The organism is Mesorhizobium sp. AR10, assembly GCF_024746795.1.
GTDB lineage: Bacteria > Pseudomonadota > Alphaproteobacteria > Rhizobiales > Rhizobiaceae > Mesorhizobium.
On record NZ_CP080524.1, the window covers coordinates 4,356,272 to 4,368,361 of the forward strand.

Annotated in this window: 13 protein-coding genes; 8 read left to right on the top strand and 5 right to left on the bottom strand. The window is 62.9% G+C overall.

What is annotated here, in order from left to right; translation table 11 throughout:
- The first annotated feature begins 136 nt into the window (after window positions 1–136).
- The 5 genes from LHFGNBLO_RS24655 (at window position 137) to LHFGNBLO_RS24675 (ending at window position 5,850) form a co-directional block, all read left to right on the top strand.
- Window positions 137–1,777 carry a N,N-dimethylformamidase beta subunit family domain-containing protein gene (locus LHFGNBLO_RS24655; protein ID WP_258601913.1) on the top strand — a complete coding sequence of 547 codons (1,641 nt, stop codon included), beginning with the start codon at window positions 137–139 and terminating at the stop codon, window positions 1,775–1,777.
- Between the two features lies 1 nt (window position 1,778).
- Entirely contained in the window at window positions 1,779–3,158 is a 1,380-nt protein-coding gene (locus LHFGNBLO_RS24660) for an aspartate aminotransferase family protein (protein ID WP_258601914.1), read from the top strand.
- A gap of 11 nt (window positions 3,159–3,169) precedes the next feature.
- A complete protein-coding gene (locus tag LHFGNBLO_RS24665; protein WP_258601915.1) occupies window positions 3,170–4,099 on the top strand; it encodes a 3-keto-5-aminohexanoate cleavage protein in 930 nt (309 codons plus the stop codon).
- A 210-nt stretch (window positions 4,100–4,309) separates the two neighbouring features.
- On the top strand, window positions 4,310–4,825 hold the full coding sequence (locus tag LHFGNBLO_RS24670; RefSeq protein WP_258601916.1) for a GNAT family N-acetyltransferase: 516 nt from the start codon (window positions 4,310–4,312) through the stop codon (window positions 4,823–4,825).
- Entirely contained in the window at window positions 4,822–5,850 is a 1,029-nt protein-coding gene (locus tag LHFGNBLO_RS24675; protein WP_258601917.1) for a histone deacetylase family protein, read from the top strand. Before LHFGNBLO_RS24670 ends, LHFGNBLO_RS24675 begins: the two co-directional genes overlap by 4 nt.
- 12 nt (window positions 5,851–5,862) lie before the next feature.
- On the opposite strand, the gene LHFGNBLO_RS24680 is transcribed toward LHFGNBLO_RS24675, so the two are convergent.
- From LHFGNBLO_RS24680 to LHFGNBLO_RS24690, 3 genes are all read right to left on the bottom strand, one after another.
- Complete coding sequence (locus tag LHFGNBLO_RS24680; protein WP_258601918.1) at window positions 5,863–7,128, bottom strand: cysteine desulfurase-like protein; 1,266 nt, start codon at window positions 7,126–7,128, stop codon at window positions 5,863–5,865.
- Between the two features lie 52 nt (window positions 7,129–7,180).
- Window positions 7,181–8,248: an aldo/keto reductase gene (locus LHFGNBLO_RS24685; RefSeq protein ID WP_258601919.1), complete on the bottom strand. Its 1,068-nt coding sequence runs from the start codon at window positions 8,246–8,248 to the stop codon at window positions 7,181–7,183.
- Between the two features lie 152 nt (window positions 8,249–8,400).
- Window positions 8,401–8,856, bottom strand: a complete 456-nt coding sequence (locus LHFGNBLO_RS24690) for a hypothetical protein (protein ID WP_258601920.1) — start codon at window positions 8,854–8,856, stop codon at window positions 8,401–8,403.
- Window positions 8,857–9,098: 242 nt separating this feature from the next.
- On the opposite strand from LHFGNBLO_RS24690, the gene LHFGNBLO_RS24695 reads away from it, so the two are divergent.
- The gene (locus tag LHFGNBLO_RS24695) at window positions 9,099–9,263 is read left to right on the top strand and encodes a hypothetical protein (protein ID WP_258601921.1); all 165 of its coding nucleotides are present in this window, start codon (window positions 9,099–9,101) and stop codon (window positions 9,261–9,263) included.
- Window positions 9,264–9,266: 3 nt separating this feature from the next.
- Window positions 9,267–9,431: a hypothetical protein gene (locus LHFGNBLO_RS24700; RefSeq protein WP_258601922.1), complete on the top strand. Its 165-nt coding sequence runs from the start codon at window positions 9,267–9,269 to the stop codon at window positions 9,429–9,431.
- 53 nt (window positions 9,432–9,484) lie between these two features.
- Here LHFGNBLO_RS24700 and LHFGNBLO_RS24705 read toward each other — a convergent pair whose 3' ends face one another.
- On the bottom strand, window positions 9,485–9,991 hold the full coding sequence (locus tag LHFGNBLO_RS24705) for a DUF1993 family protein (RefSeq protein ID WP_258601923.1): 507 nt from the start codon (window positions 9,989–9,991) through the stop codon (window positions 9,485–9,487).
- A 123-nt stretch (window positions 9,992–10,114) separates the two neighbouring features.
- On the opposite strand from LHFGNBLO_RS24705, the gene LHFGNBLO_RS24710 reads away from it, so the two are divergent.
- Window positions 10,115–11,146, top strand: a complete 1,032-nt coding sequence (locus tag LHFGNBLO_RS24710; protein ID WP_258601924.1) for a DUF1176 domain-containing protein — start codon at window positions 10,115–10,117, stop codon at window positions 11,144–11,146.
- A 19-nt stretch (window positions 11,147–11,165) separates the two neighbouring features.
- On the opposite strand, the gene LHFGNBLO_RS24715 is transcribed toward LHFGNBLO_RS24710, so the two are convergent.
- Window positions 11,166–12,059, bottom strand: coding sequence for an alpha/beta hydrolase (locus LHFGNBLO_RS24715; protein ID WP_258601925.1), 894 nt, complete (start codon window positions 12,057–12,059; stop codon window positions 11,166–11,168).
- Window positions 12,060–12,090 lie beyond the last annotated feature (31 nt).

The following is a 12,090-nucleotide window of genomic DNA, read 5'->3' on the forward strand; positions in this document are numbered from 1 at the left end:
ATGCCACCTCTCTTGAGATAGTCTGTTTGTCGAAGAGGGCCAAGGGCGCAGCGGACGAATGCTGGCCCGATCGTTTCCATTTGACGCTTGGCCGGCAGATAGCCGAAATGGCGGCCTTCGACCCTCACAGGCGTTCATGACCCATCTCCCGACCGAATTTCCCGATTTCGGGCTGACGCCCGACCAGCGCCGGCAAGCGGTGCGCAGCCACTACTGGGAATGGCCGGGGATGGACGGCGAGCGCGGCGAGATCTGGTGTTACTCCAACCGGTTTTCGTACCGACCGGGCGAGACCGTTGCGCTGCATGTCAGTTCGACGGCAGCCAGGTTCAGCATCGCGATCATCCGCGACGGCGGCAGCGAAACCAAAATGTTTAAGAAGGCCGGCATCGCGGCGCGCTGGCAAGACACGCCCGACCAGTGTTCGGTCGAAGGCTGCGGCTGGGACGTATCGTTTGAATTCCGCGTCGGCGACGACTGGCCTTCCGGTGCCTATCGCGTGACGCTGACGGCCAATGGCCACGACGACGAGCCGATCCGCTGCCATCATCTGTTCATCGTCGCACCCCTGCCCGGCAAGAAATCGGGCCGCGTGCTGCAGGTGGCTGCGACGGGCACTTGGCTCGCCTACAACACCTGGGGCGGCTCGAACCATTATGAGGGCATCACCGGCGCAAACCGCGACCAGTATGCGCGCATGGTCTCGACGCAGCGCCCGTGGTGCCGGGGTTTCGTCGTGCTGCCGAAGGAGGCGCCGCGCGTGCCGCTCGAAGTCGCCGTGCCGCCAAAGACCGTGCCGCGCTATCCCCACATGGAATGGGCGTTCGCCACGGGACATTCGAAGAAATACGCCTCGTCTGGCTGGGCAAGCTACGACAGCCACTTCTTTCGCTTTGCCGAGCGTGCCGGCTATGGCGTCGACCTCGCCAGCCAGCACGATCTGCATTTTTCGCCGGAGATTCTCGACGGCTATGACTGCGTCGCCTTCGTCGGCCATGACGAATACTGGACCTGGGAAATGCGCGACGCCGTCGACGCCTATGTGACACGCGGTGGCCATGCGGCGCGCTTTGCCGGCAACTTCATGTGGCAGACGCGGCTGGAGGACAAGGGCCGCCGGCAGGTCTGCTACAAGTACAAGGCCCGCGCCGAGGATCCCGCCTATCGCGGCGGCGACGTCACCCGCGCCACCAATTCCTGGGAGGCGCCGGAGATCGGCCGGCCGGGGTCGGCGACTTTCGGGCTCAACGCCACGCGCGGCGTCTATGCCGGCTGGGGCGGCTGCGCGCCGCGCGGCGTGCGCGGTTTTCCTGTCTACAGGCCGGAGCATTGGGCGTTCGCCGGCACCGGTATCTACTATGGCGACCTGCTTGGCGCCGACAGCCATGTCTATGGCTATGAGGTCGACGGGCTCGACTTCGAAATCCGTGGCGGCCTGCCCTACCCCACATCAGACAGTGGCGCGCCAGATGGTCTCCAGGTGCTGGCAGTCGGAATGGCGGCCCAAGTCGAGGAAAGCGCCGACATCCCGCTCAAAGACCAGTTCCTCGGCGACGAGGACGGCCGCTTTACCGCCGAGACGCTGTTCGGCGAGGCGAGCGACGCCAATCTGGAAAAAGTCAAACGCGGCAATGGCATGATCGTCAATTTCCCGCGCGGCAAGGGCGAGGTTTTCCACGCCGGAAGCTGCGAATGGGTTGCCGGCCTGCTAAGGCAGGATGCGATGGTCGAACGCGTCACCAAGAATGTTCTCGACCGCTATCTCGGAAAGCCCTGACATGCCGAAATCCCAGACCTCTGCCCCCGAAGCCGAAGCGCGGTCGCCGTCGCACCTGTTCTACCTGTCCAGCCTGCGCCGGCCGCTCATCGATCGCGCCGAGGGCATCTACATGTGGACTCAAGATGGCCGCCGCTTCATCGACGGATCGAGCGGACCGATGGTCGCCAATATCGGCCATTCCAACCGCAACGTGCTCGATGCCATGAAGCGGCAGATGGACCGCGCCACCTTCGCCTACCGGCTGCATTTCGAGAACGAGCCGGCCGAGGAGCTGGCGCGTGAACTGGCCAGCAAACTGCCGGAGGGCATGGACCGCATCTTCTTCGTCTCGGGCGGCTCGGAAGCGACGGAATCCTGCATCAAGCTGGCGCGGCAGTGGGCTGTCGCCACCGGCCAGGCCAGCCGCTGGAAGGTGATCACGCGCTTCCCTTCCTATCATGGCGGCACGCTGGGTTCGCTATCCGTCACCGGCGACGATGCGCTGGCCGAGACTTTCACGCCGATGATGCAGGTGATGCCGACGGTGCCCGCGCCGGCCGCGTGGCGCGACCGCGACAATCTTTCGATGGAACAGCGCGGCATCCGCTACGCCGACATGCTGGAGGAGAAGATCCTCGCCGAAGGGCCGGAGAGCGTGCTCGCTTTCATCATGGAGCCGGTCGGCGGCGCCGCTACCGCCGCTTTGGTGGCGCCGGACAGCTACTATCCGCGCATCCGCGAGATCTGCGACCGCTACGGCATCCTGCTCATTCATGACGAAGTGATGAGCGGCGCCGGCCGCACCGGCAAATTCCTCGGTGGCGACCACTGGAACTGCAAGCCCGACATTGTCGCGCTGTCGAAGGGGCTGGGCTCGGGCTATGCGCCGCTCGGCGCGCTGGCGGCACCGATGCGGCTGGTGCAGCCGCTGCTCGCCTCCGCCGGCTTCCAGCACGGCCACACCTATGCCGGCAATCCGCTGGCCTGCGCCGCAGGCCTCGCGGTGCTCGGCGAAATGGACCGCCTCGACCTCATCGCCAACGCGGCTGCCATGGGCGATCTGCTGATGGGCGAATTGAAGGGGCTGGCAAGACGCTTTCCGTTCATCGCCGACGTTCGCGGCAAAGGTCTGCTTACCGGCGCCGAAATGGTCGCCGATCCCGAGACGCTGAAGCCGATCGTGCCGGCGAAGAAGGCCACGCAGCGCCTGCTCGACCTCGCCTATGAGCGTGGGCTGATCATCTATGGCAGGCGGGTCAAGGGCGGTGTCGACGGCGACAATTTCATGGTCGCGCCGCCGATGATCGTCACGGCTGAGCAGATCGGCGAGATCACCGCCATTATCGGCGACTCGCTGCAAGTGCTGGCCGGCGAACTCGACCTCCCGGTCGAAGGCTGAGGGGCAAAAAGATGGCGCCGCGAAAAGTCATCATCACCTGCGCCGTCACCGGTTCGGTGCATACGCCGTCGATGTCGCCGCATCTACCGGTGACGCCGGACCAAATCGCCGCTGAGGCGATCGCCGCCGCCGAAGCCGGCGCCTCGATCCTGCATCTTCACGCCCGCGACCCCAAGGACGGCCGGCCAACAGCCGATCCTGATGTGTTCATGCAGTTCCTGCCGCGCATCAAGCAGGCCACGGACGCTGTGATCAACATCACCACCGGCGGTTCGTCGCTGATGACGCTCGACCAGCGGCTGGCTGCTCCCTTGCGGGCCGAGCCCGAAATGTGCTCGCTCAACATGGGCTCGATGAACTTCGCCCTGTTCCCGATGCTCGACAGGCCGAGGGAATGGCAGCACGAGTGGGAGCCGAAGCTGCTCGAAGCGACGCGCGACACGATCTTCAAGAACACCTTTGCCGACATGGAAACCGTGCTGGAAAGACTGGGCAAGGGTTGCGGCACGCGCTTCGAGTTCGAATGCTACGATGTCGGCCATCTCTATTCGCTGGCGCATTTCCGCGACCGCGGACTGGTGTCGGGCCCGTTGTTCATCCAGTTCGTGTTCGGCATCCTCGGCGGTATCGGCGCCGACCCCGACAACCTCGTCCATATGAAGCGCATTGCCGACAAGCTGTTTGGCGACAGCTATCAGTTCTCGGTATTGGCTGCCGGCCGACACCAGATGCCGATGATCTCGATCGCAGCGGCGATGGGCGGCAATGTCCGCGTCGGGTTGGAGGATAGCCTTTACGATGGCCGCCAGTTGGCCAAATCCAATGCCGACCAGGTGCGGCGCATCCGCGGCGTACTCGACGGGCTGTCGCTGGAGGTCGCCACACCGGCCGAGGCGCGCGCGATGCTGGCGCTCAAGGGCGGCGACCGGGTGGCGTTCTGAGATGGCTACGCCTGAGATGCTTGCGTTCCGTCCCACCCCCCTCTGGCCTGCCGGCCATCTCCCCCTCAAGGGGGGAGATTGGCAGCTTCGATCTCTGCGCCCATCCTGCAACGTTGGCGGTTAGCGAAAGCCGTGGTGAAATCCAATCTCCCCCCTTGAGGGGGAGATGGCCGGCAGGCCAGAGGGGGGTGCCTTGGCGCTTCGCCTGTCGTGACCAGTCCAACGTCAGATGTTCTCATCCGACCTGGCCGGATCGAGGACGTCGAAACGATCCATGCCGCAATCCTGCGACTCGGCACGCATATCGGCGCGCCTGAGGAAATCATCTCGACAGCCGATGACCTCCGCACCTACGGCTTTGGCGCAAAACCCGCCTTCGCGACCCTGATCGCTGAGGTCGGCGGCGAGTTTGCTGGTCTGTGCCTGCATTTCCCGATCTTCTCGACATGGATGGGGCGGCCCGGCGTCTATGTGCAGGACCTCTATATCGAGGACCGGTTTCGCGGCCGCAGGATCGGCGAGCGACTTCTGCGCCGTGTCGCGCGAGAGTGCCGGAAGGACGGCGGTGTCTATCTCAGGCTGTCCGTTGACACCGACAATGAAACCGCCAAGGCCTTTTATGAAAGGCTGGGCATTGCCTGGTCGAGCTACGAGCAAACACAGAAGATCGTCGGCGACGCCTTCTTCGCCTTTGCCGATGCGCCCGAGGATGGGGAGCCGAGATGAAAGCCTTTTATGCCGAGGAACAGAAGCGCCACGATCCCAAGGCTTTTCTCTCGAGCGGCGCGCCGCAGCCCAATCCGGAGAAGCCGGAGCGGGTGGAGCGCCTGTTGGCCGGGGCGAAGGCCGCCGGCTGCACGATCGAGCGCTCAAGGGATCACGGGCTCGGCCCGGTTGCGGCCGTGCATACGCCGGAATATCTCGATTTCCTCGCACATATCTTCGTACGCTGGCAGCGCATTGAAGGCGCTTCGGCGGAAGTGATTCCGAACATCCACCCGATCGCGCGCGGGGGCTCCTATCCGGCCTCGGCGGTCGGTCAGGCCGGCTACCACATGGCCGACACAGCTTGCCCGATCTCCGGCGAGACTTGGGCTAGCGCGCTGTGGAGCGCCTGGAGCGCGGTCGAGGCCGCGGAAGCGGTGATGTCGGGCGCATCGGCCGCCTATGCGCTCTGCCGCCCGCCGGGCCATCATGCGTTTGCCGATGTCGCCGGCGGCTTCTGCTTCATCAACAATTCGGCAGTCGCCGCGCAGACCTTGCGCAAGAACGCTGCGCGGGTCGCGATCCTCGATGTCGACCTGCATCACGGCAACGGCACGCAAGGCATATTCTATGCGCGGCCGGACGTGCTGACCGTCTCGCTGCATGCCGATCCGGTGCGCTTCTATCCCTTCTTCTGGGGCCATGCCGACGAGCGCGGCGAAGGACCCGGTCTCGGTTACAATCTCAACCTGCCACTGCCACGCAAGTCCGGCGACGCTGCGTTTCTCGAAGCCCTGGCTGTCGCCTTCCAACGCATCCGCGCATTTGCGCCGGACACGCTTGTGGTGGCGCTTGGCCTCGACGCCTTCGAGGGCGATCCGTTCGGCGGGCTTTCGATGACGACGCCGGGCTTCTCGCTTATCGGCGAGGCCATTGCCGGGCTGGGCCTGCCGACGGTGATCGTCCAGGAGGGCGGCTATCTCTGCGACGAACTCGGTGACAATCTCACGGCCTTCCTGACTGGGTTCGGCGGCAAGAAGAGATGAGGCAGCCGAGGTTCAGGATCGCTGCTGCCTGAGCATGGCGATGACCCGGTGCACGCTTTCCAGCGTTTCGTCGATCTCGGCTGCTGTGTTGTAGTGGGCGATACCGATGCGCACGACGCCGTGCTCGGCTGGAATGCCGAGCTGGTGGACGATCTCCCAGGCGTAGTTGTGGCCGGACCAAAGGAAGATGTTTTCGGCATTCATCTGCCGCACGATCGTTTCCGGCACCATGCCCTCCACTGTGAAGGAAACCGTCGGCACGCGTTCGGCGACCCGCTTCGGGTCTGTGATGCCGTGGATCGTAAGGCCTGAAATGTCCGACAGCCCGTCGATCAGTCTTTGCGCCAGCGGGTTTTCGTAGGCGATGGACGCTTCGAACGCCCTAGCGATCTGCCGCCGCCGCGAACCATTCTCGCCTGCCGCAGCACCCAGTTCTGCAAAATAATCGACCGCGGCCGACAGGCCGGCCATCAGCTCGACCTGCGGCGTGCCGAGTTCGAACCGCTCAGGCAAAGCGTCGGACGAACAGCGGCATTTGTAAGGCTTCAGCGCGTCGATGACATCCAGCCTGCCCCACAATATGCCCATATGCGGGCCGAAGAATTTGTAGGCCGAGCAGATCAGGAAATCGCAGCCGAGATCCCTGACGTCGATCAGGCCATGCGGCGCGAATTGCACGGCGTCGACATAGACCAGCGCACCGGCCTGCCTGGCGAGGCTGGTCAGCGCCTTCACGCGATTGATGGAACCGGTCAAGTTCGAGGCATAATTCAGGGCGACGAGCCGCGTCTTCTCCGAGAGCAGTGCGGCCAGTGCTGCCTCCTCGACTTGCCAGCTGTGCTCATCGAACGGCAGCCAGCGCACGACGAGGCCAAGGTCCTCGGCCAGTTGCAGCCAAGGCGACACGTTGCCCTCATGGTCCATGCGGGTGAGGATGATCTCGTCGCCGGGCTTCATCGTGCGGCCGAGCGTGCGCGACATGTGGTAGGTCAGTGTCGTCATGTTGGCGCCGATGACGATTTCCTGCTGAGACGCAGCACCCAGGAAATCGGCCATCGCCGCATGCGCGTCGTCGACGACCTGTTGCGCCGCCACCGTGGTTTCGAAGAAGCCGCCGAGATTGGCGTTGGTGGTCAGCAGGCAGCGCGACACCGCATCGGCGACCGCCTGCGGCACCTGCGTGCCGGCAGGGTTGTCGAGATAGATCCGGCGGCGGCCTTTGTCGGTCAGCGACAGCGCCGGAAATCTTTCTCGGACAGCCTCGATCGGAAAATTCATTTCTGTCCCCGTCCCATGTAATTATTCGGATATTCGCCTTCGCCTGCCCGTTTCAAGGACAAGGATTGCCGACGCGCTGATGGATCGCATCCACCGCCGTCTGCATCTCGTTGGTCCAGACCACATCGACCGAAGACAGTGCCATTTCGAGTTGCCAGAGGGTCGTGGCGCCAATGATGTTCGAGGTGACGAAAGGCCGGCTCGACACATAGGCATTGGCGAACAAAGCCGGCTCCATGCCGAAGGTGCGCGCCAGCTCATTGTACTCGAGCTGCGCCTCTGCCGCATTCGGCGTCTCGTAGCGCTGGCCGCGGTTGAACAGTTGCGAGCGCGAGCCCTGCGGTCGCGCGCCATGGTCGTACTTTCCGCTCAAATAGCCCTGCGCCAACGGCGAATAGGCAAGCAGCGACACCTGCTCGCGATCGCAGACTTCGGCCAGGTTCACCTCGAAGGTGCGGTTGACGAGATTGTAGGCGTTCTGGACCGAGGCGACGCGCGGACCGACACCCTTGTCGGCTTCAGCGATGAACCGCATGACGCCCCAGGAATTTTCGTTCGACAGGCCGAAATGGCGGATCTTGCCGGCCTTCACCAACTCGTCGAAGACGGCAAGTGTTTCGGCAATCGGCGTTTCGCCGGCCGGAGCGCCGACGGAATCGGCGCGCGGCGCTACGGCGCCGACACGGTTCGGGTTGGCACCCCACGGTATGTCACGTTCCGGCCAATGGATCTGATAGAGATCGAGATAATCGGTGCCGAGCTTGGTCAGCGATTTTTCGATGGCGTCGAAGATGTCGGCGCGCACCAGCTTCGATGGACGGTCGCCGCGAAACCAGGTGTTGGAGGTGCGGCCAACCACTTTCGAGGCAAGGATGACCTGGTCGCGGTTGCCCTTCGCCTTCATCCAGCTGCCGATGATCTTTTCGGTGCGCCCTTGTGTCTCCGCCTTGGGCGGGATCGGATAGAGCTCGGCGGTGTCGATGAAATTGACGCCGCGTGCAAAGGCCAGGTCCATCTGGGCATGGCCTTCCGCCTCGGTGTTCTGCTGGCCCCAGGTCATCGAGCCCAGGCAGATCTGAGTAACAAGAAGATCGGTCCGACCGAGACGGCGTTTGTGCATGGAATTTTCTCCGGCGGGAATTTCTGCGCGGTTGCGCGGGGAGGAAGACCAAGCATAGAGCAAAGGATGGCCGAATTGAACCATCCCTGCTCGGAAAGCCCGGACCGTATCGAGGCCCGGTGGCAGCAGGATTTCGCAAGTAAGGAGAGTTCCTAACGCCGCGCGCCGGCCAAAGCGCGCCGCTTAGCTTCATCGATCAGCATGTTGGCAACCTGCATGCGGATCATGGCGCGCTGGCGCAGATGCGGGGCGACACGGTCGGGGTGGTTGGCAAAGGCAAAGCTGCGGCGCATGCGGCCGAAGTCGGCGACGTCCTTCGGCTGATTGAGGCCAAGTTCGACGGCGATGGATTCGGGATCGATCGGTGGCAGTGGTTCCTCGGCCAGTGGCTGTTCGCCGGCAAGCGCGATCTTGGCCTGGTCGAGCAAAGCGGCGAACTCGCTCGCCAGATCGGCGCCCTCGCGGTATTCGGCGGCAAATGTGTCACCGGAAACCTTTATGCGGCCGGAATGAAGCTCGTCTGCCACCGAGAGATAATCGAACGGGATCGACGGCCGTGCACCAGCCTCCTCGCCCTTGTCGGGGGCGACGAAGAGGTCGTCGAGCAACGAAGCGAAATCCCGCTTGCTCCCGGTGCCGATCTCAGCCTCCCCTATCGTAAGTACTTATCCAGGCGCCAACATAGAACCGGCTCGTTAAAATTGCATGCGACCGATCTTAACCAATTTAGCCGTTGTTTCAGGGCGCTCGCCGGGCCGTCAGCCCAAAGGCGCACCCATGCAAAAAAAAGCCGGACTGCACTTTTCATACAGCCCGGAATTTCGCCAGGAGTGGCGAGGAAAAGCCGGCCATGAGCCAGCGTTCAAGCAACGGTCGGGCCGCCTCGGAAGTTTCACGAAAAAATCGATTTTTGGCAAAAAAATCGATTCGACATGGCAGCCATGCAAATGCTGCAGTGCACAATTGTCATGATTTGCTTATATTGCTCGATGTGGAGGATCAACAAGGGGCCTGATTCATGGGGTTCTTCACTGAAATGTTCGCCCGTCCGCGTCCGCAGGAACATCTGCGCTATCGCGCAGCACTGGCGCTGCTCCATTCGATGAGCAGTGCCGACCGCGCCGACATCGGCATCAAACCCGCCGATTTCCCGCGCATCGCCCGAGAAATGTCCCTGCGCTGAAATTGGAGCGTGAGGTTTCCCGGCAGCACCGGGAAACCTCCAAGCCCAACTCGTCAACGAGATCCCACAAACATCGCCTTGCTCAGCGGCACGCCATTGTGGCGCAGGATGTCGTAGGCAGTGGTGACGTGGAAATAGAAGTTCGGCATGGCCACATGCAGCAGATATTGCATGCCGGCCAGCGAGACTTCGCGCTGGCCAAACTTCAGCTCGATCATCTTGTCATCAGAGCCATCGAATTCGGCCGCCGAGAACGTCGCCAAAAGGTCGAGCGTCTTGGTGATGCGCGCCTGGAGATCGGCAAAGCTCGCCTCGTTGTCTTCGTATTTCGGCACCTCGCGACCGGCAAGCCGCGACGGTGCGCCCTTGGCATGGTCGGTGGCGATCTGCACCTGCCTGGTCAGCGCATACATGTCGGGCGCCAGCCTTGAGGTCAGAAACACCTGCGGGTCAATCTTGCGGTCGAGCGCATTCTGTTCGGCTGCCGACAGCACATTGGACAGCGCCTTCAACCTGGCCGAAAACACCGGCACGGACGCTTCATACATCGATATCGTCACTTCAAATCTCCATGCGGCGGAACGCCGACGGCGGCACGTAGCGCCTTCGCCGCTGACTTTTCAAGCGTCACCGCGCCGCCGCAATCGGTATGCTAGAATTTCCGCATCGACTGGAGATTCCCGATGAGAAGCGCCCTTTTCGCTGCGACCGCTTTTTTCTCCCTCGCCAGCCAAACAGCATTTGCCGACGATGCGCCCTATGTCGATGACCGGTCGGACTCCGCCGCGGTCGTCCGCTCGCTGTACAGCGCCATCAACCGGCACGAATTCGCGCGTGCCTGGGGCTACTACGGCGACACCAAGCCAGCCAAGGATTTCGATGCCTTCGTCAAGGGCTACGACGGCACCGACAAGGTCGAGGTCGAAACCGGCGCCGTGTCCGACGAGGGTGCCGCCGGGAGCATTTTCTACAATGTTCCGGTCGCCATCCGCGCGACCGACAAGGACGGCAAGCAAGCGGTCTTTGCCGGCTGCTACACGCTGCGCCAGGTCAGCGCCCAGATCCAGGAACCACCGTTCAGCCCTATCTTCATCGACAAGGGTGCGCTGAAACCGTCGACAGCCGATTTCGAGGAGGCGCTGCCGGCAAGCTGCGGCGATGGCCCGCTTCCACCGAAGAAGGACACGGCACTGGAGCAAGCCAAGAAGGCCTTCGCCGCCACCTATGGCGACAAGTGCGACAAGGAACTTCTGGCGCAGGAGCCGGAGCTTTTTTCGATCAAATACAAGGACAAGGATGCGGCTGCCGGCGATCCCGACAGGGAAACGCGGCTTTTCCATTTTTCCTGCTCGGCCGCGGCCTACAACGAAAGCTCCATCTATTACATGAGCGACGAGGTGTCGGGCGTCCGGCAGTTGCAGTTCACCGAACCTGAGATGGATATCCGCTACGAGAACAGCGACAGCAACGGCAAGCTGCTGGGCATGACCATCATCGGCTTCAAGACGAGCGGCTGGGCGGTCAATTCCGATTTTGACGAAGACACCAGGACGATCAGCACGTTCAACAAATGGCGCGGCGTCGGCGATGCATCGGACTCAGGGACCTACCTGTTCCGCAACGGTGATTTTTCCCTGGTTCAATATGATGTGGACGCGTCCTATGACGGTGAGGAAAACCCGCAGACGGTGGTGGATTACAACACCGCGCCGTAGAGCCGCGAGCCGGAAGATTCTACGGCGCCTTCGACAGCATCCAGTTGAGCGTGTCGCGCCAGTCGGTCATGCGTATCGGCGTCCCATGCGTGCCGGTCTCGAAGCGGACGAAGCGGGTCGGATACGGGTAGGCTTTCGATTTGGCGATGATGGAGCGGAAGAAGGCCTCCTGCTTTTCCACGGGAAATACCGGGTCCTTGCTGCCTTGGCCGAAGAAGACCGGCACATGGCGCCTGAAGGCCGGGCTGGAGAAGAAACTCTCGTCCCACAACGAGCCGAGCAGCAGCAGCCCGTCGATGCGCCGGCCCGTGTCGTTGCGGGCGGCAAGCTTCCAGCACAGCGCGCCGCCCATCGAGCCGCAAGCGACGAAGATTTTTGCGGCCGGCGACTGCTCGACATAGTGGCCGATCAGGGCCGCGACCTGGGCCGCGCCGGTGTCACCGAAATCGGTAAAATCCGGCGAAAGATAGAGCCCGCCATTACCGGCCATCAGGTTCTTGAGGCGGTTGAAATTGCCACCGAAGGTGAAGTCGTCGACGCCCTGCTTGCGGCTGCCGCCCTGCCCGTGCAGGTAGAGCACGATAATGCCGGCGCCCTCTGTCTTGCCGACGGCGATGTGCCTGATATCGCCGGCATCGGTCTTCAGCAGCAGATCCTGCTGCACCTTGCGCACGCTGATATCGACATACTGCGCGTGCACCCGGCGCTCCGGCACCTGGTCGCGGTCGTTGATGTCGCGCAGCTCGCGATAGTCGATCACCGTATAGGCGCCGTTGTTCGCGGACGACAGCGTGGCCGGATAAGCGAAGAGATCGTCCTTGAAGGGTTTCAGGGCGTCGGCGTGAGCAGCGACGGCACCGGGAAACAGGACGAGCACTGAGGCCAAAAGGGCGAAGCGGAATCTGAAAGCCATGCCGAAGGCATGCGTTTTTCGGCTTCGGTTT

Excerpts from the sequence above, each read along its gene's own strand:
- LHFGNBLO_RS24655 (WP_258601913.1), top strand. The coding sequence starts at position 137 with ATGACCCATCTCCCGACCGAATTTCCCGATTTCGGGCTGACGCCCGAC.
- LHFGNBLO_RS24660 (WP_258601914.1), top strand. The coding sequence starts at position 1,779 with ATGCCGAAATCCCAGACCTCTGCCCCCGAAGCCGAAGCGCGGTCGCCG.
- LHFGNBLO_RS24665 (WP_258601915.1), top strand. The coding sequence starts at position 3,170 with ATGGCGCCGCGAAAAGTCATCATCACCTGCGCCGTCACCGGTTCGGTG.
- LHFGNBLO_RS24675 (WP_258601917.1), top strand. The coding sequence starts at position 4,822 with ATGAAAGCCTTTTATGCCGAGGAACAGAAGCGCCACGATCCCAAGGCT.
- LHFGNBLO_RS24680 (WP_258601918.1), bottom strand. The coding sequence starts at position 7,128 with ATGAATTTTCCGATCGAGGCTGTCCGAGAAAGATTTCCGGCGCTGTCG.
- LHFGNBLO_RS24685 (WP_258601919.1), bottom strand. The coding sequence starts at position 8,248 with ATGCACAAACGCCGTCTCGGTCGGACCGATCTTCTTGTTACTCAGATC.
- LHFGNBLO_RS24695 (WP_258601921.1), top strand. The coding sequence starts at position 9,099 with ATGAGCCAGCGTTCAAGCAACGGTCGGGCCGCCTCGGAAGTTTCACGA.
- LHFGNBLO_RS24700 (WP_258601922.1), top strand. The coding sequence starts at position 9,267 with ATGGGGTTCTTCACTGAAATGTTCGCCCGTCCGCGTCCGCAGGAACAT.
- LHFGNBLO_RS24710 (WP_258601924.1), top strand. The coding sequence starts at position 10,115 with ATGAGAAGCGCCCTTTTCGCTGCGACCGCTTTTTTCTCCCTCGCCAGC.
- LHFGNBLO_RS24715 (WP_258601925.1), bottom strand. The coding sequence starts at position 12,059 with ATGGCTTTCAGATTCCGCTTCGCCCTTTTGGCCTCAGTGCTCGTCCTG.